This window comes from Achromobacter pulmonis (assembly GCF_021733725.1).
Taxonomy (GTDB): Bacteria; Pseudomonadota; Gammaproteobacteria; order Burkholderiales; family Burkholderiaceae_B; genus Achromobacter; species Achromobacter pulmonis.
Map to the genome: position 1 here is coordinate 5,692,874 of NZ_JAIFOT010000001.1, position 20,545 is coordinate 5,713,418.

The 20,545-nt window shown below is 63.9% G+C and carries 27 protein-coding genes and 1 pseudogene; 18 read left to right on the top strand and 10 right to left on the bottom strand.

Annotation, left to right across the window (positions count from 1 at the left end; all coding sequences use genetic code 11):
- The first annotated feature begins 7 nt into the window (after nt 1-7).
- The 4 genes from K2W61_RS26290 to K2W61_RS26305 all read left to right on the top strand — a co-directional run bounded on the left by K2W61_RS26290 (nt 8) and on the right by K2W61_RS26305 (nt 4,075).
- Nucleotides 8-1,645 carry an ABC transporter ATP-binding protein gene (locus K2W61_RS26290; RefSeq protein ID WP_175134217.1) on the top strand — a complete coding sequence of 546 codons (1,638 nt, stop codon included), beginning with the start codon at nt 8-10 and terminating at the stop codon, nt 1,643-1,645.
- A gap of 57 nt (nt 1,646-1,702) precedes the next feature.
- A complete protein-coding gene (locus tag K2W61_RS26295; RefSeq protein ID WP_175134216.1) occupies nt 1,703-2,020 on the top strand; it encodes a cupin domain-containing protein in 318 nt (105 codons plus the stop codon).
- Nucleotides 2,021-2,112: 92 nt separating this feature from the next.
- Nucleotides 2,113-3,171 (top strand): histone deacetylase family protein, encoded by a 1,059-nt coding sequence (locus K2W61_RS26300; protein WP_175134215.1) that lies wholly within the window; start codon nt 2,113-2,115, stop codon nt 3,169-3,171.
- A gap of 7 nt (nt 3,172-3,178) precedes the next feature.
- Nucleotides 3,179-4,075 (top strand): DMT family transporter, encoded by an 897-nt coding sequence (locus tag K2W61_RS26305; RefSeq protein WP_175134214.1) that lies wholly within the window; start codon nt 3,179-3,181, stop codon nt 4,073-4,075.
- Nucleotides 4,076-4,089: 14 nt separating this feature from the next.
- On the opposite strand, the gene gntR is transcribed toward K2W61_RS26305, so the two are convergent.
- Nucleotides 4,090-5,115, bottom strand: coding sequence for an HTH-type transcriptional regulator GntR (gntR, locus tag K2W61_RS26310; protein ID WP_175134213.1), 1,026 nt, complete (start codon nt 5,113-5,115; stop codon nt 4,090-4,092).
- A 141-nt stretch (nt 5,116-5,256) separates the two neighbouring features.
- Here gntR and K2W61_RS26315 point away from each other — a divergent pair, with 141 nt between their 5' ends.
- The 4 genes from K2W61_RS26315 to K2W61_RS26330 all read left to right on the top strand — a co-directional run bounded on the left by K2W61_RS26315 (nt 5,257) and on the right by K2W61_RS26330 (nt 10,051).
- A complete protein-coding gene (locus K2W61_RS26315) occupies nt 5,257-5,799 on the top strand; it encodes a TRAP transporter small permease (protein WP_236756852.1) in 543 nt (180 codons plus the stop codon).
- A gap of 30 nt (nt 5,800-5,829) precedes the next feature.
- Entirely contained in the window at nt 5,830-7,110 is a 1,281-nt protein-coding gene (locus K2W61_RS26320; RefSeq protein WP_175134211.1) for a TRAP transporter large permease, read from the top strand.
- A 58-nt stretch (nt 7,111-7,168) separates the two neighbouring features.
- Nucleotides 7,169-8,185 carry a TRAP transporter substrate-binding protein gene (locus K2W61_RS26325; RefSeq protein ID WP_175134210.1) on the top strand — a complete coding sequence of 339 codons (1,017 nt, stop codon included), beginning with the start codon at nt 7,169-7,171 and terminating at the stop codon, nt 8,183-8,185.
- Nucleotides 8,186-8,269: 84 nt separating this feature from the next.
- Entirely contained in the window at nt 8,270-10,051 is a 1,782-nt protein-coding gene (locus K2W61_RS26330; RefSeq protein WP_175134209.1) for an IlvD/Edd family dehydratase, read from the top strand.
- 21 nt (nt 10,052-10,072) lie between these two features.
- Here K2W61_RS26330 and K2W61_RS26335 read toward each other — a convergent pair whose 3' ends face one another.
- Complete coding sequence (locus K2W61_RS26335; protein ID WP_217467970.1) at nt 10,073-10,492, bottom strand: YbaN family protein; 420 nt, start codon at nt 10,490-10,492, stop codon at nt 10,073-10,075.
- 289 nt (nt 10,493-10,781) lie between these two features.
- Between K2W61_RS26335 and K2W61_RS26340 the strand changes: the two genes are divergently transcribed.
- Both K2W61_RS26340 and K2W61_RS26345 read left to right on the top strand, forming a co-directional pair.
- Nucleotides 10,782-11,105, top strand: a complete 324-nt coding sequence (locus tag K2W61_RS26340; RefSeq protein WP_175134208.1) for a TM2 domain-containing protein — start codon at nt 10,782-10,784, stop codon at nt 11,103-11,105.
- A complete protein-coding gene (locus K2W61_RS26345; RefSeq protein WP_276512733.1) occupies nt 11,102-11,395 on the top strand; it encodes a GNAT family N-acetyltransferase in 294 nt (97 codons plus the stop codon). Before K2W61_RS26340 ends, K2W61_RS26345 begins: the two co-directional genes overlap by 4 nt.
- Here K2W61_RS26345 and K2W61_RS26350 read toward each other — a convergent pair.
- Nucleotides 11,346-11,792: a hypothetical protein gene (locus tag K2W61_RS26350; RefSeq protein ID WP_236756854.1), complete on the bottom strand. Its 447-nt coding sequence runs from the start codon at nt 11,790-11,792 to the stop codon at nt 11,346-11,348. The two genes, K2W61_RS26345 and K2W61_RS26350, sit on opposite strands and share 50 nt — an antisense overlap.
- 294 nt (nt 11,793-12,086) lie before the next feature.
- Here K2W61_RS26350 and K2W61_RS26355 point away from each other — a divergent pair.
- From K2W61_RS26355 to K2W61_RS26370, 4 genes and pseudogenes are all read left to right on the top strand, one after another.
- Nucleotides 12,087-12,197: pseudogene (locus tag K2W61_RS26355) on the top strand (PAAR domain-containing protein); the annotation flags it as partial.
- 91 nt (nt 12,198-12,288) lie between these two features.
- Complete coding sequence (locus tag K2W61_RS26360) at nt 12,289-12,615, top strand: hypothetical protein (RefSeq protein ID WP_236757108.1); 327 nt, start codon at nt 12,289-12,291, stop codon at nt 12,613-12,615.
- Complete coding sequence (locus tag K2W61_RS26365; protein ID WP_236756855.1) at nt 12,612-13,349, top strand: VRR-NUC domain-containing protein; 738 nt, start codon at nt 12,612-12,614, stop codon at nt 13,347-13,349. The genes K2W61_RS26360 and K2W61_RS26365 overlap by 4 nt, the downstream gene beginning before the upstream one ends.
- An 8-nt stretch (nt 13,350-13,357) precedes the next feature.
- Nucleotides 13,358-14,455, top strand: a complete 1,098-nt coding sequence (locus tag K2W61_RS26370; protein ID WP_175134206.1) for a type VI immunity family protein — start codon at nt 13,358-13,360, stop codon at nt 14,453-14,455.
- A 1,142-nt stretch (nt 14,456-15,597) separates the two neighbouring features.
- Here K2W61_RS26370 and K2W61_RS26375 read toward each other — a convergent pair.
- Both K2W61_RS26375 and K2W61_RS26380 read right to left on the bottom strand, forming a co-directional pair.
- A complete protein-coding gene (locus tag K2W61_RS26375) occupies nt 15,598-15,873 on the bottom strand; it encodes a DUF2164 domain-containing protein (RefSeq protein WP_236756856.1) in 276 nt (91 codons plus the stop codon).
- Between the two features lie 6 nt (nt 15,874-15,879).
- On the bottom strand, nt 15,880-16,077 hold the full coding sequence (locus tag K2W61_RS26380; protein WP_236756857.1) for a hypothetical protein: 198 nt from the start codon (nt 16,075-16,077) through the stop codon (nt 15,880-15,882).
- Nucleotides 16,078-16,156: 79 nt separating this feature from the next.
- Here K2W61_RS26380 and K2W61_RS26385 point away from each other — a divergent pair, with 79 nt between their 5' ends.
- Both K2W61_RS26385 and K2W61_RS26390 read left to right on the top strand, forming a co-directional pair.
- On the top strand, nt 16,157-16,486 hold the full coding sequence (locus K2W61_RS26385; protein ID WP_236756858.1) for a hypothetical protein: 330 nt from the start codon (nt 16,157-16,159) through the stop codon (nt 16,484-16,486).
- A 419-nt stretch (nt 16,487-16,905) separates the two neighbouring features.
- Complete coding sequence (locus tag K2W61_RS26390; RefSeq protein ID WP_127913752.1) at nt 16,906-17,400, top strand: hypothetical protein; 495 nt, start codon at nt 16,906-16,908, stop codon at nt 17,398-17,400.
- A 433-nt stretch (nt 17,401-17,833) separates the two neighbouring features.
- On the opposite strand, the gene K2W61_RS26395 is transcribed toward K2W61_RS26390, so the two are convergent.
- Nucleotides 17,834-18,355 (bottom strand): HAD domain-containing protein, encoded by a 522-nt coding sequence (locus tag K2W61_RS26395; protein ID WP_236756859.1) that lies wholly within the window; start codon nt 18,353-18,355, stop codon nt 17,834-17,836.
- A 123-nt stretch (nt 18,356-18,478) separates the two neighbouring features.
- On the opposite strand from K2W61_RS26395, the gene K2W61_RS27780 reads away from it, so the two are divergent.
- On the top strand, nt 18,479-18,607 hold the full coding sequence (locus K2W61_RS27780) for a hypothetical protein (RefSeq protein WP_272909353.1): 129 nt from the start codon (nt 18,479-18,481) through the stop codon (nt 18,605-18,607).
- A 56-nt stretch (nt 18,608-18,663) separates the two neighbouring features.
- Nucleotides 18,664-19,092, top strand: a complete 429-nt coding sequence (locus K2W61_RS26400; RefSeq protein WP_236756860.1) for a DUF2513 domain-containing protein — start codon at nt 18,664-18,666, stop codon at nt 19,090-19,092.
- Between the two features lies 1 nt (nt 19,093).
- On the opposite strand, the gene K2W61_RS27930 is transcribed toward K2W61_RS26400, so the two are convergent.
- Genes K2W61_RS27930 through K2W61_RS26415 form a run of 4 tightly spaced genes read right to left on the bottom strand, consistent with a single transcriptional unit; the run spans nt 19,094 to nt 20,523 of the window.
- The gene (locus K2W61_RS27930; protein ID WP_419761656.1) at nt 19,094-19,246 is read right to left on the bottom strand and encodes a hypothetical protein; all 153 of its coding nucleotides are present in this window, start codon (nt 19,244-19,246) and stop codon (nt 19,094-19,096) included.
- Entirely contained in the window at nt 19,188-19,589 is a 402-nt protein-coding gene (locus K2W61_RS26405; RefSeq protein WP_236756861.1) for a hypothetical protein, read from the bottom strand. Before K2W61_RS26405 ends, K2W61_RS27930 begins: the two co-directional genes overlap by 59 nt.
- Complete coding sequence (locus tag K2W61_RS26410) at nt 19,586-20,077, bottom strand: hypothetical protein (protein WP_236756862.1); 492 nt, start codon at nt 20,075-20,077, stop codon at nt 19,586-19,588. Before K2W61_RS26410 ends, K2W61_RS26405 begins: the two co-directional genes overlap by 4 nt.
- Before the next feature lie 2 nt (nt 20,078-20,079).
- The gene (locus tag K2W61_RS26415; RefSeq protein WP_006395914.1) at nt 20,080-20,523 is read right to left on the bottom strand and encodes a hypothetical protein; all 444 of its coding nucleotides are present in this window, start codon (nt 20,521-20,523) and stop codon (nt 20,080-20,082) included.
- Nucleotides 20,524-20,545: the final 22 nt, after the last annotated feature.

Sequence of the window (20,545 nt, forward strand, 5' to 3'; positions counted from 1 at the left end):
GAACGGCATGAACGCACCCACGCCCCTGCTGTCCATCCAGAACCTCAGCATCGCCCTGCCCCGCGGCGGCGACCGTCCATTCGCGGTGCAGGATGTCTCCTATGACATCCATGCCGGCGAAATCCTCTGTATTGTCGGCGAGTCCGGCTCCGGCAAGTCCATGAGCGCCAACGCCATCATGGGCCTGCTGCCCGACTACCTGACGCCGCAACAGGGCCGCATCCTGTTCCGCGGCACTGATCTGTTGCGCCAGGACGAGGCCACGCTGCAAGGCATGCGCGGCAAGGACATGGCCATGATCTTCCAGGAACCGCTGTCGGCGCTGAACCCGCTGATGACGGTCGGCGAACAGATCAACGAGGTCATGCGCGTGCACAACGCCTACCCCGGCCCCGAGCGCATGCGGCGCACGCTGGAACTGCTGGCCTTCGTCGGCCTGCCGGACCCGGCCACGCTCTACCACGTCTATCCCTTCCGGCTGTCGGGCGGCCAGCGCCAGCGCGTCATGATCGCGATGGCGCTGGCGCTGGAGCCGGCGCTGCTGATCGCCGACGAGCCGACCACGGCGCTGGATGTCACCACCCAGGCCCAGATCCTGGCGCTGATCGCCCGCATCCAGAAGGAAAAAGGCATGGGCGTGATGTTCGTCACCCACGACTTCGGCGTGGTCGCCGAGATCGCGCACCGCGTGGCGGTGATGGAAAAGGGCATTCTGGTCGAGCAGGGCCCGGCCGAGGAAGTGCTGAATCGCCCCCGCCATCCCTACACCCAGCGCCTGATCGCGGCGGTGCCGCACCGCCGCGGCGAGGAACGCGCCGCCGCCACGCCGGAACAACCGGTGCTGGAGGTGAAGGATCTGAAGAAGACCTATGTCGTCGGACACGGCTGGCTGGGCGGCAAGCGCGAAGTGCATGCAGTCGACGGAGTCAGCTTCAGCGTGCGGCGCGGCGAAACGCTGGGCATCGTCGGCGAATCCGGCTCGGGCAAGTCGACCATCGGCAAGTGCCTGCTCAAGCTGGTCGGCATCAACGGCGGCCAGCTGATCTTCAACGGCCAGGACATCGCCACCCTGCCCGAGTCGCGCTTCCGGCCGCTGCGCAAGGATATCCAGATGATCTTCCAGGACCCTTTCGCCTCGCTCAACCCGCGCCATACCGTCGGCCGCATCATCAGCGACGGCCCGGTCGCCAACGGCGTGCCGCGCGCCCGGGCCGAGGCCCGCGTGCGCGAGCTGCTGTCGCTGGTGGGACTGGACCCGTCGGCGTTCGACCGCTACCCCAACCAGTTCTCCGGCGGCCAGCGCCAGCGCATCGGCATCGCCCGCGCCCTGGCGCTGGAACCCAAGGTGCTGGTGGCCGACGAATCGGTGTCGGCGCTGGACGTCTCGGTGCAGGCCCAGGTGCTGCAACTGCTGCACGACCTGCAGCAGCGCCTGCAGATCGCGCTGGTGTTCATCACCCACGACCTGCGCGTTGCCGCCCAGATCTGCAATTCGGTGCTGGTCATGCACCGAGGCAAGGTGGTGGAATACGGATCGCCCAGCCAGATTTTCGACAACCCGCAACACGCTTACACGCAACAACTCATCGCCGCCGTGCCGGGCCAGCATTGGGACCCGACCCAGGCCCAGGTTGCGGCGGTGTAAACCGCATGACCCGCCGCGGCGCCAGCGCCCGCGGCATCACCCCCCAAGGAGACTTGCATGCAACGCCCGCCCGCCGTGCCCACCGTCCAGATCGACAATGACCAGGTCACCGTCACCGAATGGCGCTTTCCGCCCGGCGGGGAAACCGGTTGGCACCGCCATGGCATGAACTACGTCGTGGTGCCGCAGACCACCGGCCCGCTGCTGCTGGACACGCCCGAAGGCCAGGTCACCAGCCAGCTCACCACCGGCGTGGCCTACTACCGCCCGGTCGGCGTCGAGCACAACGTCATCAACCCGGGCGACACGGAATTCGTGTTCGTCGAGATCGAGATCAAGCAGGCGGGACAGCCCGCCGCCGGCTGTTCGCACTGACGACCCGTCACACACCGACCGTCACGCCCCAACAGCCGGGCATGCCCCCGCCGATCGGCGGGCCCGGTCCGGCCGACGCGCAAAGGAACACCATGAAGGCGTTTTTCTCGGAAGAACAACTGCTGCACACGCCGCAGCAGTTCATGCGGCTGGGGCGTATCAGCACCCCTACCGACCTGCCCTCGCGCGCCCACAGCCTGCAAGGCGCGCTGGCGGCGCGCGGCATCGCGGTCCAGGCCCCGCCCGACTTCGGCCGCCAGCCGCTGGAAGGCATCCACAGCGCGGACTACCTGGACTACCTGGAGACCGCTTTTGCCCGCTGGCAGGCGCTCAAGGCCCCCGGCGTCGACCCCGGTCCCGAGGTACTGCCCAACCTGTCACCCTACTACAGCGGCCGGATCGAATCGGCCGGGCGCGGCCCTTGTCCGTCGCCGTCGATCGTGGCGCAGACCGGTTACTACCTGAGCGACCTGTCCTGCCCCATCGGCCCGCACACCTGGCGTTCGGCGCTGCGCTCCACGCACAGCGCGGTGGCCGCGGCCGAACACGTGGCCGCCACCGGTGAAACAGCCTACGCCCTGTGCCGCCCTTCCGGCCACCATGCGCACCGCGACCGCGCCGGCGGCTTCTGCTACCTGAACAGCAGCGCGGCCGCCGCCGCCCGCTTGTTGCAGACCTGGGCCAAAGTGGCGGTGCTGGACGTCGACGCGCACCATGGCGACGGCACCCAGAACATCTTCTACCAGCGCGCCGACGTCATGACGGTGTCGCTGCATGCCGACCCCACCGGCTACTATCCGTTCTATACCGGCTATGCGCACGAACGTGGCCACGGCGCGGGCGCCGGCTGCAACCTCAACCTGCCGCTGGCGCACGGCTCGGACAGCGACCCGTTCCTGCGGGCGCTGGACAGCGCGCTGGCGGCGCTGGCCGGCTACGGGCCGCAGGCGCTGGTGCTGGCGCTGGGCTTCGATACCTACAAGGACGATCCCATCAGCGTGCTGCGGCTGGACATCGACGCCTACCGCGACATCGGCGCGCGCGTGGCCAGCCTGGGCGTGCCCACGGTGGTCGTGCAGGAAGGCGGTTACATGGTGCAGGCCATCGGCCCGGCGCTGGACGCATTCCTGCAGGGCCTGGACCGCGCCTGACCCCGCCATGGCCACTCACCCTGCCACGGCGCCCGGCGCCATCCCGGCCAGTGGCGCGCGCCAGGCCGGCATCCTGCTGTTCTTCGCGGCGCTGCTGGCCTTTGCCACGTTTGATGCGGGCTCCAAGCAGATGCTGGCGCGCTATCCGGCGCCGTTCCTGAACATCATGCGCTATACCGCGGTCGCGGTACTGGCGCTGGCGCTGCTGTGGCGCCAGCGCTGGCCGGACCTGCGCGGCGCCTCGCACAAGCCCCTGCTGATACTGCGCGGCATCATGCTGGCCACGGTCGGCACCTGCTTCATGACGGCCCTGATCTGGATGCCCCTGTCGGAGGCCACGGCCATCTACTTCACCTCGCCCCTGATCATGGTGGCGCTGTCGCCCTGGCTGCTTGGCGAGCGCGTGCGGCCGGCACAATGGATGGCGGTGGCCGGCGGCTTCGCGGGTATGTTGTTGATCGTGCGGCCCGGCGCCGACCTGCCCTTGCTGGGAACCGTGCTGATGGCGGTCTCGGCCATCAGCTACGCCATTTTCCAGGTGCTGACCCGCAAGTTATCGGGCAAAGTGGCCGGGCCGGTGCAATACGCCTACACCGCTTTCATCTGCCTGGCCGTCACCGCGTTGCCGGCGCCCTTCTTCCTGCCGGATCCCTGGCCGGCGCCGCTCGACATGGCCTTGATCGTGGGCCTGGGCGCCTGCAGCGGCTTGGCGCAGATCCTCCTGATCGCCGCGTTCCAACGCGTTCCGGCGGCGACCCTGGCGCCGTTGAACTACTTCCAGCTGTTGCTGGCGGTGGCCTTCAGCACGTTCTGGTTCCAACGTCCGCCCGACGGCCTGGCGCTGACCGGCATTGCCATGATCATGGCCTCCGGCGTGTTCCTGGCGCTACGCCGCGCCGCCTAGACACGGCGCGCGGCTCAGGAGGTTTCGCGCTGCACCAGCGTGAAGCCCAGGTCCACATGGCGCTGCGCGATCCCCTGCCCGGCCAGGTGGCGCATCAGCAGTTGCGCCGCGGACCGGCCGATTTCATAGCGCGGCGTGGCAATGGTCGACAACGGCGGCGTGGTCCAGGCCGTGCCGGCCAAATCATGAAACCCCACCAGCGCCATCTGTCCGGGCACGCTGATGCCCAACCGCCCGCACTGGAACACCGCGCCCTGCGCCAGGTCATCGTTGCAGAAGAACACCGCATCGCAATCGGGATGGCGCGCCCGCAGCGTTTCCAGCAGCGCCGCCCCCAGCGCGATCGACGATTTCTCGGGTGTCATGATTTCCAGCGTCGGGTCATACCGTCCGGCGTCACGCAGCGCCTGCCGGCAACCTTCGCAACGGCGCAGGGAACGCGGATCGAGCTGGGCGCCGACGATGCCGATGCGCCGATAGCCGCGCTCGACCAGGTGGCGGCCGGCGGCGTAACCGGAATCGAACTGCGAGAACCCCACGCTCATGCCCTCGTCGCCGGCCAGTGTCTCGATGGTGTGGACCGTCGGAATGCCCTGCGCCCGCAATAATTCCCAGACCCCGGGGTTGTGGTCGACGCCGGTCAGGATCAGCCCGTCGGGCAGGTGCTGCAGATACTTGCGCAGCAACGCCTCCTCGGCATCAGGCGAATAACCGGTGACCCCGATCAACAGGTGATAGCCCTGCGCGTCCAGCACCTCCTTGATGCCCGTGATGATGTCGACGAACACCACATTGCTGAGCGAGGGAATCAGCACCACGATGGTCTGCGAGCGCGCCGACGCCAGCGCGCTGGCCGCATGGTTGGGGACGTAGCCCAGTTCCTGGCAGACCGCGGCAATGCGCAGGCGCACCGCCTCGGCCACTTTGTCGGGCGTGCGCAAAGCGCGCGACACGGTGATCGCGCTAACCCCGGCGCGGCGCGCGACCTCCTGCATGGTCACGCGTCCGGCGCGGGTGCTGCGGGGCTTGCGGCTGGACATCTGGTTATGCGGGCGCTGTCTGGAGATTGGCGAGCACGTAGTCTGACCGAAAGATCGGGGCTTGCCAAACCAAAAATGTTAGCGCTAACATCCGCTCCACGACATCCATAAGAATTCCGGAAAACGGAAAGGAGACAAAGCATGCATGGTTCCCCTCAGGGGCGGTCCGGCGCTGCCCGCCTGGCCCGCGCGGCGGATTGGTGCACCCGGTTGCAGACCTGGCTGATGGTGGCCTGCCTGGTCGTCATGGTCGTGCTGCTGTTCGGCAACGTCGCCCTGCGCTACCTGTTCAACTCCGGCATCAATGTCTCCGACGAGGTCTCCCGCCTGGCCTTCGTCTGGCTGATCTTCCTGGGCGCGGTGCTGGCACTGCGCGACCATCAACACATCGGCGTCACGATGCTGGTCGATCGCTTCGGCCCGTCGGCGCGCCGGGTTACGCACATCCTCTGCCAATTGCTGGTGCTGTGGACCCTGTGGCTGCTGGCCGAAGGCAGCTGGGCCCAGACCCTGATCGGACTGGACACCCGCCTGCCGGTGACGTCGATGCCGCTGGCGGTGTTCAACGCCGCCGCGCTCTACGCCGCCGTCGCGATGGGCCTGCTGACCCTGCTCGACCTGCTGCGCGTGCTGGCCGGCGGCCCGCTGCCGGCGGAGTCCCGCGCCAAAGACCCGCTGGTCTGACCCCCGTCGCCATTCGTTCGGACCCGCCCCATGATCCTGACCGTCTTCCTGCTGGTGTTGCTGGGGCTCATCGCCCTGGGCATGCCGATCGCGTTCGCGCTGCTGTTGAGCGCGATCGCCATGATGTTCCAACTCGATTTCTTCGACAGCCAGATCCTGGCGCAGAACATGCTGTCGGGCGCCAACAGCTTCACCCTGATGGCGGTGCCGCTATTCATGCTGGCCGGCGAACTGATGAATGCCGGCGGCATTTCGCGCCGCATCGTCAACCTGGCCGGCATGTTCGTCGGCCATATCCAGGGCGGGCTGGGCTATGTCGCCATTTTCGCCAGCGTGCTGCTGGCGGCCTTGTCCGGCTCGGCCGTGGCCGACGCCGCCGCGCTCGGCTCGCTGCTGATCCCCATGTTGCGCGAGAAAGGCTACGACGCCGGCCAGGCTTCGGGCCTGATCGCCGCGGGCGGCATCATCGCGCCGATCATTCCGCCGTCGATCTCGTTCATCATCTTCGGCGTCGCCACCAACATTTCCATCACCAAGCTGTTCTTCGCCGGCATCGTGCCGGGTTTGCTGATGGGCCTGACACTGGTGGCGGTATGGACCTGGATCGCGCGCCGGCATGGCGCCACCCAGGCCACGCCGCGCCAGCCCTGGCCGGCCCGCCTGCGGGCGCTGCGCGAATCGGCGTGGGCGCTGCTGCTGCCGGTCATCATCATCGGCGGCCTGCGCGGCGGCATTTTCACCCCTACCGAGGCGGCAGTGGTGGCCGCCGTCTACGCCCTGCTGATCAGCCTTTTCGTCTACCGCGAGATCGGCCTGCGGCAGTTGCTGCCGCTGTTTGTCAACGCGGCCCGCACCACCGCCGTGGTCATGTTTCTGGTGGCGGCCGCCATGGTGTCGTCCTACATGATCACGCTGGCCGACATGCCGCAAGACCTGATCGCGCTGCTGGAACCGGTACTGGACCATCCCAGGCTGCTGATGTTTGCGCTGTTGGTTCTGCTGACGCTGGTGGGCATGGTGATGGACCTGACGCCGACCATCCTGATCCTGGCGCCGGTGCTCATGCCCGTCGTCACCCGGGCCGGCATCGACCCCGTCTACTTCGGCGTCATGTTTGTCATGGTGGGCTGCGTCGGCCTGCTGACCCCGCCGGTCGGCACCGTTCTGAACGTGGTCTGCGGCGTGGCCCGCATCAATATGGAAACGATCTGCAGGGGCGTATGGCGCTATGTGCTGGCCTACTTGCTGCTGCTGATACTGCTGGTGATCTTCCCCGAGGTGATCACCGTCCCCGCGAGCTGGATGCACTGAAGCCCGCAAACAAGCGCGTCGCTCCGACGCCCCTTAGAAAACGCCAAGGAGGAACATCATGACCCCCCGTTTCAAGATCCGTTTCATCGCGTTGGCCGCGGCGCTGTCCTGCGCTTTTGCCGGCGCGGCCGCGGCCGCCGACGTCAAGCCGCGGCTGATCCGTTTCGGCTATGGCCTGAACGAGGACAGCGTGCAGGGCCGCGCCGCGCGCCATCTGGCACAAGAGCTGGAGAAAATCAGCGGCGGCAAACTCAAGATGAAGACCTTCGGCTCGGCCAACCTCGGCTCCGACGAGCAGATGCAGGGCGCGCTGGTGGGCGGCGCCCAGGAGATGATGGTCGGCTCCACCGCGCCGCTGGCCGGCATGGTCAAGGAATTCGGTGTTTTCGACCTGCCGTTCCTGTTCAACAGCGAAAAGGAGGCCGACGCCGTGCTGGACGGCCAATTGGGCCAGGACCTGCTCGACAAGCTGGAAGCCAAGGGCCTGGTCGGGCTGGTGTATTGGGAGAACGGCTTTCGCAACATGACCAACTCCAAGCACCCCATCGTGCGCGCCGAAGACCTGCAGGGCATCAAGTTGCGCGTGATGCAGAACCAGATCGCGCTGGGCGTGTTCAACACACTGGGCGCGAACGCGGTGCCGATGCCGTTCTCGGAACTGTTCACGGCGCTCGAGACGCGTACCGTCGATGGCCAGGAAAATCCCGTCACCACGATCCAGAGCAGCAAATTCTACGAAGTGCAGCCTTACCTCACGATCACCCGCCACGTCTATACGCCATGGGTGGTGATGGCCTCCAAGAAATGGTGGGACAAGCTCTCGCCCGACGAACAGCGGCTGGTGCGCCAGGCCGCCGTCGCCTCGCGCGACTTCGAGCGCAAAGACAGCCGCGCCGATTCGCTCAAGGCGATGGGCACGCTGGAAAAGGCCGGCATGAAGATCAACACCGTGTCGCCGCAGGAGGTGGCGCGCATGCGCGAGAAAGTGCAACCCGTGGTCGATAAATACACCCAGGAACTGGGCCCCGACCTGATCCAGCGGCTGAACGCCGAAATCAGCAAGGCACGCAACTAGCACGACAGGCGCCGACGGCACGCCGTCGGCGCCTGTCGTACCGGAAGCGGACAACGCCGCCCCCTTGAAGCACACGAGACATCCATGACCGACTCCCCGCGCAAGCTGCGCAGCCAGAAATGGTTCGACGATCCCGCCCACGCCGACATGACGGCGATCTACGTGGAGCGCTACCTGAACTACGGCCTGACGCGTCAGGAACTGCAATCGGGCCGCCCCATCATCGGCATCGCGCAGACTGGCAGCGACCTGGCGCCGTGCAATCGCCACCACCTGGCGCTGGCCGAACGCATCAAAGCGGGCATCCGTGACGCCGGCGGCATTCCGATGGAGTTTCCAGTGCATCCGCTGGCCGAACAGGGCCGGCGCCCGACCGCCGCCCTGGACCGCAACCTGGCTTACCTCGGCCTGGTCGAGATCCTGCACGGCTACCCGCTGGACGGCGTGGTGCTGACCACCGGCTGCGACAAGACCACGCCCGCCTGCCTGATGGCGGCGGCCACCGTCGACATTCCGGCCATCGTGCTTTCGGGCGGCCCCATGCTGGATGGCTGGCACGATGGCCAGCGGGTCGGCTCCGGCACGGTCATCTGGCACGCCCGCAACCTGATGGCGGCGGGCAAGCTGGACTACGAAGGCTTCATGACGCTGGCCACGGCGTCCTCGCCGTCCATCGGCCACTGCAACACCATGGGCACCGCGCTGTCGATGAATTCGCTGGCCGAAGCGCTGGGTATGTCGCTGCCCACCTGCGCCAGCATTCCCGCGCCCTACCGCGAGCGCGGTCAGATGGCCTATGCCACCGGCCTGCGCATCTGCGACATGGTGCGCGAGGACCTGCGCCCGTCCCACATCCTGACGCGCGAAGCATTTGAAAATGCCATTGTCGTCGCCTCGGCGCTGGGCGCCTCCAGCAACTGTCCGCCGCACCTGATCGCCATGGCCCGCCACGCCGGCATCGACCTGAGCCTGGACGACTGGCAGCGGCTGGGGGAGGACGTGCCGCTGCTGGTGAACTGCGTACCCGCGGGCGAACACCTGGGCGAAGGCTTCCACCGCGCCGGCGGCGTTCCCGCCGTGCTGCACCAATTGCTGGCCGCCGGCCGCCTGCATGCCGATTGCGCCACCGTCTCCGGCAAGACCATCGGCCAGATCGCCGCCGACGCCAAGACCCACGATACGGACGTCATCCGCAGCTGCGAAGCGCCGCTCAAGCATCGCGCCGGCTTCATCGTGCTGTCGGGCAATTTCTTCGACAGCGCGGTCATCAAGATGTCGGTGGTGGGCGAGGCATTCCGCCGCGCCTACCTGTCCGCGCCCGGCGACGAAAATGCCTTCGAGGCCCGCGCCATCGTCTTCGATGGTCCCGAGGACTACCATGCGCGCATCGAGGATCCTGCGCTGGACATCGATGAGCACTGCATCCTGGTCATCCGCGGCGCCGGCACGGTCGGCTACCCGGGCAGCGCCGAGGTCGTCAATATGGCGCCGCCTTCGCACCTGCTCAAGCGTGGCATCGACTCGCTGCCCTGCCTGGGCGACGGCCGCCAGAGCGGCACCTCGGCCAGCCCGTCGATCCTGAACCTGTCGCCCGAAGCCGCAGTGGGTGGCGGCCTGGCACTGCTGCGCACCGGCGACCGCATCCGCGTCGACTTGAACCAGCGCAGCGTCATCGCGCTGGTGGACCCGGACGAAATGGAACGGCGCCGCCAAGATCCGCCTTACCAGGCGCCGCCGGCGCAGACGCCGTGGCAGGAACTCTACCGGCAACTGGTGGGGCAGCTGTCCACCGGCGGCTGCCTGGAGCCCGCGACGCTGTATCTGAAAGTGGTCGAGACCCGCGGCGATCCGCGGCACTCGCACTGACGGCGAGCGTGCAAGCGGGCGTCAGGCGCCGGCCCCCGGCCCGTCTCGCCCGCCTGGCACTTTCTGCCGGGGATCCAGGGGTCGCGGCGTGGGCCGGGTCAGCACATAAGCGGCGCTAGCGAGAAAGAACACTCCCACCCCGCTGGCGAGCCACGGCGACGGATGCGCCCCCCACCAGAACAGACCGTATCCCACCGCCATGCCCAGCGAGGCAAACAGCTTGCCCTTGCGCGATACCGCGCCCTGCTCGCGCCAGGCGCGCAGTGACGGGCCGTAAGTCGGGCTGTCCAGCAACCAACGCTCCAGGCGCGGCGACGAACGTGAAAAGCAGGCTACCGCCAGGATCAGGAATATCGTGGTCGGCATCACCGGCAGGAAGGCGCCGATCACGCCCAGCGCCAGCATCACGCAACCCAGGATCAGCCACAGTGCTCTCATCATGATGGGATGCAGGATAACGCAGTCGGCAGATGGCGCCCGCCCAATGGCAGGCAGACTGACCGGCAGACGTCCGAACGCCTTAAGGCCGCAAGGCCGGGCACCCCGCCTGCCTGCGGATCGTTCCCTGTCCCCGGCGCCGGCCAGCACAGTGCTGTAGTCCTAAATTTGGCGCCACGCTCTAGGCGGACTTGCCGAAAGAACCAATCATTTCACGCGGCGATATCGGCACGATTCGCCTATCCATGAACGGGCTACCCCGGCCGATTCCTTGGTTCTTCCCGGAGACAGCATGAACAATCCCGCCATGCGGGCGATGATGTACGACGCCAATCGCAAAAGCGTCGGTGTGGCCTATCTCTTGTGGTTCTTCCTTGGCGGACTGGGCGGACATCGCTTTTACACCGGCAAGACCGGTACCGCCGTCGCCATGCTCGCCCTCACCATCCTCGGCATCCTTCTCGCCGCCTTGGGCGTGGGCCTTGTGCTGCTGCTCGTCGCGGCGGTCTGGGAGATCATCGACGCATTCCTGATTCCCGGCTGGATCCGCAATGCCAATATGCTGTTGGCGACAACGCTCTGCGCCGCCAATACGCCGCCACTCCAGCCGCGGTGATTCCCCGGCGCCGCGGCCCGAATCTCACTCGCGGATGCAAGCCCTACGGGCTAATCGAGAACGTAGTGACGCATGCGGCATTCCGCGGCAGAGGTCATGCAAAAGCGCTACTAGGCCATGCACTAAAAGCCGCTTGGATTGCAGGTTGCTACAAGGTCATGCTAATGACCGGACGAAAGGACGAAGCAACCCTGAAGTTTTACGAGTCGGCTGGCTTCGACCGTCAAGAGAAGCAGACATTTATCGCAAAACAGTCACATGCTCAGTTGCAAACCAATTCGGCCGGCTAACACTCCTTCCCCTGCAAAGGCGAAGCCAGGCCTCATTGACCTCCAGACCCTGGCGCCTCACCTGCGCCGGTATCTGGTCAACTTGCGCGGCTGAATCGAAGTCGATCGGTCGCGCGTGGCCGCAGTATTCAACACCCACCCTGGCCGGGGCCGCGCGCGCCCAGTCAGACTTGAGGCGATCAGAAACAGCATCATCATCCATGCTCGCCACTTCATTCTCCACATTGCGCACCTCCTGGCGAGCCTTCGCCGCCTGTTCGTTAATTTGGTCCTTGCGCTCCTGGCGCTCATCCGCGCGGCCGGCGCTGCGCCCGCGCAGGTAGATCAGCGCCACCGCAGGGACCGCCACCAGGGCGGCGACCGCGTAGCCCCATATCCGTTGTACGAATGCGGGCATGGTCAGACCTCCAAGGTAGCCATGGCCTGGGCGTACAGCGCCGGCTAGCTCTGCGGATGCGGGCGCCCAGGCCGCCAGGTGCGCAGGTACTCGACCCGTACACAGCCTAGTATTCACGCAGGGTTCCAGCCTTATGTTGTCCGTAGGCTGTCATTCTGGAGGGAGGCCATCGGCCGCCTCGCCCTTTTTTTTCGTTAGGTGTGAACCAGTCTCGAAATTCAAGTACCACCCCACTCACCTGGGGCAGAACCACATGCTGGTAAAGTTAAAGCCCCCGACTTATGCCGTGGACCTATGCAAAGAGCTGTGATACGACTTGGCGACCGAACGAACCATGGTGGTGTTGTCGTCACTGGCGATCAGACCATCAATGTCTTTGGCAAGCCAGCGGCCCGCAAGGGCGATATGACGACTTGCCCGAAATGCAAAGGGGAATACCCCATTGTTGAGGGCACCCGTTCCACGGGCAGCTCGCAATGGCTCGCGCTGGAAGCGCATGCGCACCGCCTGCGGTGCAACGCTCATTGCAAGCCAATATTTCTGGCGGGAAGCGCTGGCCGAAGGCAACGGGTCTGGCGCGTCGTCCAATGCGCCACCTTCCGAGGTGACCTCGGCGCCCACGGCCTATCGCGGCCGCTTCCAAGCGATTGACGATGCAACGCGTGAATCGGTCGCGGGCCGGCATTACCGCGTAACCTCGATGAATGGCGCCGCACTGGAAGGCACAACGGACGCCGATGGCTATACCGCCTGGATCGAGAGCCAATCGCCCGATATGCTGTCGCTCGAACTGCTTGCCCATGAGCAGGAAGAAGCGTCATGAGCGGCGGAGCCCCCACCACGAGCGGCGGGATGTCCGCGGGCACCGGCACTACAACACCGGTAAGCTCTGGACTGAGCCGACTGGCGCCCCCGGATCAATCTGTGTTGTGCTCGGCGATCTGCAAGTGCCAAGCCACCCCCGGTATCGGCAAGGACGGCCGCAAGCTCAACCAAGTTTGTGTGTCCAGCCGACTCAAGGAACTGGACAAGGTTCTGCAGGGGCGCAGCCCTTACAAGCCCGAGGTCAACTACGACATGACCCAAGAGCCGCCCGAGCCCATCATGAACAGCGAAGACGCCACGCAGCCGCATGGCTGGCTACGCGGCTGGATTGACAAATACTGGGGCGATCCAGATAAGGATCGGCCAGAGTGGAAGGCCAGCCGCGGCTACGTCCGGCGTCCCGATGTAGTAATCGTGAACGATCCGACGATCTCGCCCACCCAGGACAACATCCGCATGGTGGTGGAAATCAAGTTCCCAAATGATGATCCCGGAACCGGTCAGATGAAAGCCTACGAGCGCATCGCCGGTAGCGAAGCTAAGGTCGTTCTTCTCGAATCCTCCGAATGCGACTGCAACCAAGTGGAAGAGCGCGAACGCCAGGCCGAAGAGTTAGACAAGTACGCTGTGCCAGCCAGTCAGGCGCTATACACTTTGCTGCGAGTGTATTTGCGCGGCCGCTTGCCGCCGCTGCCCGGTGGAGTCCCTGTGCCAGCGCCCGCTATACCCTGAGATAACCTATGCCAGAACTTGATCCCAACATGAGCCGCGAAGCTTTCGTGGCCGTACTTCGCGAGACAACTCAAGCTCAGCAGTTTCCCGGGGCGATGCTCATGCCTAAGAGTCGGCACGACTATGTAGGCGCGGTCATTGCCATCACCGGCACCTTATATTTTGAGGGTAGCTACACACAGTCCAAGCGGGAGGCGATCGCCCAGTGCTTTGACGAATACCGGGCTCATGTAGGTGAGGCGCTAACGTGGCTGTGGCGAGAGGAACCCGCGTCGGGCCCGCCATGTATGCCCTACGCCAAGGCCGCACCAATACGTGACTTCTTCAAGGCGCTTGACCAGAACGAGCAGATAGCCCTGCAGTACACAAGCGGCGCCAAGCGCGAGGATGCCGGGCCGTATTCCTTCTATGTCAACGCTGAACCAGCCTGGATCGCCAAGAAGACCGGTCAGCTGGACGTCTTGCAGTTCGCGCTACCCTTCGTCGACATAATAGAGCGGCCCACCGCCTTTCAGGCGATGTTCGTTGAATTTGCGCGTCGGCTCCAAGCATTTCACGGCCATGGAGGCTTCGGCTTTGTGTTGTCCCCTTCCGAATGGAATAGTAACCAGCCTACCGAGGCATTTACCTCCGAACAAGCGCGCGGGGTAGATGTCGGCGCACCAGCATTCTCAGCCGCCAAGCTCAAGCGGAATGCATTCAAGACGGTTTCTTGGTTGACTGCCATCAACCGCGACATGGTGGCGCAAGCCGGTGGGTTACACACGCTGCGCTCAGAGTTGCCACCTGACTGGTTCGCCTTCTATGACTATGGCGCAGGCATCGTCATTCAAGCGGGCAATGAGCCGGACCTCGCCGCGACCGCAATTGATGGCAAACCGCCACAGTACGTTCTTCCCAACGCGGTACTCAAACCTCTGCGTAGTTCAGCATTCTGGTTGCATCTGATCGCCAGTGCAGCTGGCGAGCCCCGTCTGACTGGCCTCAAGGGAGAAGCCTGGATCCAACGCTTTGATGTCGCAGAGGAGGAATTGCTCGACGTTAAAGCTCGACTGCTCGACACGCCTCGGTTGGATGCTGAGCACACGCTGACCGAAAGGCTGTAGGGGAAAGCCGCTACGCTGGCCAGGTATGCGGAGGATTTGGCCAGGCCGAGTTTCCGCGCCTGTTGGTAGATCTGAGTCAGAGGCCGACCCAACGCCGCAGCGATCACCGCCGTGGGCGCGTCAGGGTAGAACTTGCGCAACACGGCGCGCTCGATATCAGTCCATGGCCGCCGGATTTGACCTGGTGTTCGCTTCATGATGGATCGGCCTCCTTCGCGAACGGATCGATGCGAGGAGTCAACGGTGAGTGCGCCATGAGTACGGGCGTACTGGGCATCACCGATTACGGTAGCCAAAGTCTGGCGCGCTAAATTTCTTCCCCCAGCCGATCACGACGTAGCCAAATGGTCGGCTCCACGCCGTCACACCGGCTGGCGGGATCGCGCCATGAATAATCTCGGCCAACTCATAAATGAATCGTCCCGCGGCATCGCCAACGGGGCGAAAGGTGGCATAGCCTTACCCTGAGCATTCGTACCCCCAAACGTGCCCCGAAAACTTCCTTTGTGGCACTTGGCAGCGCTTCTCGCGCGGAAAACAAAAAAGCCGCTAAGTCATTGACCTAGCGGCTTTTTCTTTGCCGTGCTTGACAGCACTTTGCAGGAATTTGGTAGGCGGTATTGGAAGCGGAAGCGCGGCGTAACACGTTGATTTACAAGGCGTGCCGCTGCATTAGGCCATACCCCTACCCTTATTTCTAGCCTTATTCCTACATGCTTGCCCATGGACTGATTGCCGGAGGTAATCCCATGTGCAGCCATTAGCAGGCCCTAAAGGACGCCGAGCTGCTGCTCAAGAAGTTCGGCGCCAAACAGGCCGGGCGGCAGCAAGTACGACATGTGCCGCGCTGCCCTGGCTTCCGGATTCACCCGGGCCGACGGCGCGCTCCTGGGTATCGCTGGCTTGTAGGATCGATGGCGCGACACTGCTGGCCAACCGCAGGAGAGCTACACCATGCTCACCATCAATGCCGACCAGGATCCGCTGTTCCAGCACTACCACCGGACTGGCGCGGACAAGCGGATGGTCGTCAAAGGGGCCTACAGTGAACGGCTCACCGCGCCGGCAGATGCCCACGGGATCTCCCGGTCCCATTCCCGGCCGAGAAGCTGGTCGCAGAATCTCAGCTCATGTAGGCAGCATCACTTCCGACCAGGTTTCCCGTGTTCATGCTTGCGCCAATAGGCGAACTCCTCTTCGTGGACCTCCAGGTCCAGTTCTGAGACACGCGCTTGAAGCCGCTCTTGCACATCCGCGACCGCCTGGTTATAGATGCTGGGTCCGATCTCTTCCAGGATGAACCCGAGCAGCGCACCGGCCGCGATGTTGCCGATCCTCTCCTCCATGTTCTGGTCGAAGTAGCGCTGTATGGATGCAATGGCAGTGTCGCGGACTCCGCGCTCAAGTTCAATGGCCATGAGTCTCTACCTTAGCTTTTGATTGAAGAGCTCTTGCGCCGCAGCCAGCGACGCCCGCATGCCGTAGATCGTGCCACCCTCCCCGCGGCTGAACCACAGTTCGTACTGCCACATCCCGTCTACGAACACACGGCAGATCGTCCAGCCTGGTGGACCGGCCCAGTAGTACTCGTTCCTCTGCACCCATTCCACGGTGTCTGCCATGGTCCGTCCCCGTTCGTCGAAATCGGGGCCTAATTGCGCCGATCTCAGACCAAATTATACTGTACAAACATACAGTATTTTGAGCAAGACCGTGCAACTTCAGTGCAGCGTGCTCCGCACACACCACCTCGGCGAGCGCCGCCGCGACAATGATCCGGGCCAGCCCGTCGTGGGTACGGTCCGGATGTACTCCATGCTTCACAAGGGTCTGAATCGGCACGTTCCGCGCATGACCATGGACGCGCTGGCGAAGTTCGGCGCCACTGTGCCTAGCGCCATCCCCGATCTACTGGAACCCCAACTCCTGACCTTCGCGTCAGACAGAGGGATGATGGTGGTCGGGTTCGAAGAAATCGCCGGCGTGCGCTACTACCAGGGATGGTGGATGCAGTGGGTACAGACGGGCTAATGGCGAGGGCCGGCACATACAAGCACTGGACGCCTCTAATGAGGCCGCCATATCGATTCAACTGAGGTCACCAGTCATAAAATGCCCAGCAAATTCATCTGAGGCGAAATTAAATGGGCAGTAAGACTCGGCGGTTGAATCAGTTTCTAGCAAAACATCCAACTTGCTGCTACTGCGGAGGTACCGCAAAAGCCACCACGGAGGACCATTGGCCCCCAAGGACTGTTTTCATCGAGAGGGCGTGGCCTCAAGGCTACGTGTTTCCTGCCTGTGCCTCATGTCAACGTCGCACCTCGAACATTGAGGGCATGTTCGGACTAATCTGCCGACTTGCTCCTGAGGATGCGGCTACATCCCCTGTCGCGCAAGAGGAACTGGAGCGACAAGTGCGCGGGCAAATGATAAGACACCCGGAGTTGATGAAAGCGCTGATACTGTCAAATGGAGAAAAGCGCTCGATTCTCCGCAAAATGAATGCTCGCCCTGACCCGGGCCAGTTGTGGCGCGACGTGCCGATTGTGACGCTCCGCCATCCCGAGATACAGGGAATTATCGAGACGTGCTTTAGGAAGCTCCTGCTAAGTCTGCACTACATGCATACAGGAACTATCTTGCCTAAGCGAGGAGTCGGCTTCCTGCGCTGGTTTTCAAATGGGCAGCCAACTCCGGAAGATGCATTTGAAGAGGCCGCTCGACGACTCCCCCATCAGACCGAGCAGAAACGAGCAAACGTCGATCTGTCGACCCAATTTTCATATCGCTATGCAGTTTCAGGCGATAAGACCACTAGCGCATTTCTAGTGGTCTTTGGAAATAGCCTTGGAGCCCTCGGATTTCTCTGCAATGACAGTTCGCAGATATCAGAGTCAACAAAGCAATGGAAGGTCGAATTCGGAGCCTTCGATCCGGAATAGGATAGAAATGCGCTTTTAGGATGCTTGCCCACTGCCCAGTTTACTTAGCCACACATACGGTTGACTTGGTCATCCCAGTAGCCGTTTCAGTAGCATCACGTCTTAGATTCCCAACCATTTCAACGACAAACAAACGGCATGGGAATAGTCTTGCCGCATGCATCCCTGGCCCTTCGACAACATCACGCCCGAGCGCTGGGCGGCTCTTCCCGATGACGACAAGGCAATGATCGAGGCATTGACCGCCACGTTCATTGCCGCGGTGGCGCGCCAGCGCGAAGTTGATACTCGCGCGCCGGCCTCCGATGACCGCCCCTACCCTGCCCGCCGGTGGGCTTTCTCTTATTCCACGAGCATGGCCACGGCGAAATTCAATGACGCCTGCATCGAGGCCAAGTCCTTCAACTTCGCCAGTAAGCGACGCCGCGCGCCATCAATTTACCGCCGTTCCAGGTATTCTCACCCTCTGCTCCAAGGCGCTACGTAGTTGCGAGGTAGTTTGAGGATTCGAGAGCCCCCTATTTGGATCTGTGCATACGAGTCGGTTGCGCTCGGCGTCCGGCCAGCCTTCATCGTCATCGTCCAGGGCGAGCCAGTTGGAAACCTTGGCGCGCTCAACATAGCGAGCAATCTGCTGGTAACGACTCGATGCATCCCACGGATTAGCCACCGCAAATCCGTCCATCTGGCGGGCCATCGCGCTGTGATAGGTCGCACCGATCACGCGGTCGCTCACCTGAGCGGGTAGGTAGCGTCGGGCGCGATTGAAACTCAGTTGGCGGACCCAACTGGTCGACAGAACAATGCGTACTTTCGGGAAGTCAGCCAGGACATCGACCAAGTACGGCACCCACATGAAGAAAGCACCTTCAGCCCGCAGTTCAAGATGTCCGTTTGCTGTCTTGTAGGCTGCATCAGGGTGGAGCACACCATCGAAATCGAGGAAAAGAATCATGGCATGAGGGCGCGGACACTGTGAGGACACCCCAGCGTACCTCAACAAGCCAAAATTAGGGCCGAATTGCACTAACTTCGCAGCGCCGGGTTGGCAGCCAGAATTGGCCAAATTACTGGCCTAATGGGCAAGATCCACGACGACCTGATGGCAGGCCTGGCCGTCGAGCCCTGTGTGATCGAGCGCGACCAGATGACGGCCGAGCTGCTGGAAGAGCCGCGCAAGCTGCGCAAGGGCATGGCGCCGCGATGATGCATACCACGAGCGAGCCAATATAAACTGCTTCACAGCTCACACAGGAGGCGTAAATGAAACGCGACTGGAATCTTCTTCGAGAACAATTGCTCGCGATCGAGGAAGGTAGAGACGTATTCGCAGGAATCCCCGAGATTGCTCAGATCGAAACATCTTTGGGCCAGCCAGATGCGGTTGAACAACAGGCCAAAGCCACTGCAGCTAAAGAAGAGCGCGCCCGTTTGCTCGGCCATCTGGAACTGTTGGTCGACGCCGGCTACATCGAAGGCATTCACCTAAAGCGAGGCGGGGGCGGCTACTTTTCCTATGGAGCGTCGGATCCCCGACTTACCATGAAAGGCCATGATCTTCTCGACACAATGCGCTCGCCTAAGGTCTGGGCAAAAATCAAAGAAAGCGCGTTGAGCAAAGGCATCGAACTATCTTTCGACGCGATCAAGGCTCTAGGCAGAGTGGCTCTCGACCAGATCATTTCGGGCTGATCTAGGGCCACGCCTCGACGGTCGCACGGTGGCGAGCCGCACACTGCCCGTACTGCACCGCCAGCGCCATGTAGCTGCGCGCGAAGTCGTCCCAGCTATCGCTGGTCACTTCGGGCACCGGCGGGCACGGCAGGGCCAGGTTGGCCGGCAGTATTGGCCAGGCGGCCGGCTTCGTTGATGTGCTGCAGCCGGCCAGCGTCAATGCGGCAGCCAGCAGGCAAAGGGCTTTGGACTTCGACACGCGTGTACCTCTCGATGATCTTGGGCTCGGCGCCGCGCAGCGCGGCCACGTTCGCCTCGAAGCTCGTAGCGATGCCTGCCAGGCGGCCGGTCTGGGTCTTGAATTCGTTCAGCTCGGCAAGGGCGTGGTCGGCGTTGGCCTTGGCCACGCCGTCGTCGTAGCGGCTGGCGCCGTACAACACGACGCCGACGCCCAGCACCAGTACCACCAGCGCGCCGCCGACCCAGGGCGCGGCCATGCGCCAGAACGGATTCACGACTGCACCTCAGCAGCGGCCTGGCGGTACAGATCCGACCAGGTTTGCGGGTGCGGCTGGCCGGGGCGCCAGGTGCGCAGGTAGAGCGCCCAGCCGGCCTCGGCGTCGCCCACGGGCGGCAGCGTCTTCGGATCGGTCCACAGCAGCAGCCGCGCGACTCCGGCGGCCAGCACGTCGTCATACTCGAGCGCGGCATAGATCGCATCCGGGTCGCAGGCCACGCTGCGGGCCTTGCACAGCACCGCCAACTGGTCCTTGCTCGCAGCGTGCAGGTACACGCCCCATACGCCGCCGCGGCTGGCCCGCGAACCCTTCTCGAATTGCCAGAAGCCTCGTGCCGGCCCTCCGATCTGTCGCCGGTGCTCGAACCGGCTTTCCTGCAGGCCAATGGCCAGCAACATGACGCGCGCCGCTGACGTATCCATCCGCGCCGGTAGCAACGCCGACGCCGGATTGATTGCGCGCTCCACAATGACTGTCAGATCCATGCTCACCCCTCCCCGCCAGTCCGGCGCCAGGGCAATAGCGCCAGCACCTCTTTCACCCACGCAACAACCCCGATCTCGCGAATACGCGACATCCACTGCATATAGGCACCCAGCACCCACCAGGCCGGCAGGCCCGCGAGCAACATGCTCGGCCCGAGGACATAGAACCTGGCCAGCGCCAGGTCTTCGCCATCGGCGCCGTGCCGGGCAAGCCAGGTCATGGCCTCCATCAGGCTGGGCTTCCAGGTAAGGACGGCCACAGCCAGCGCCGGCCCGAAAATGAACGAGCAAGCGACCGTGCATATCGAGCGCACTGTGAACTCTCTCGAGGTCTTGGGCGGCATAATCAGCAGCCCGAGGATGGCGGCCAGCGCGGCAGGCGCGCCGTAGGCCAGCGCCACCTTCACCGCGGCGCCGCCGCCGAAGCCGGCAGATGTGGGTTCCATGCAGAAATTCCTTTGATGGGGT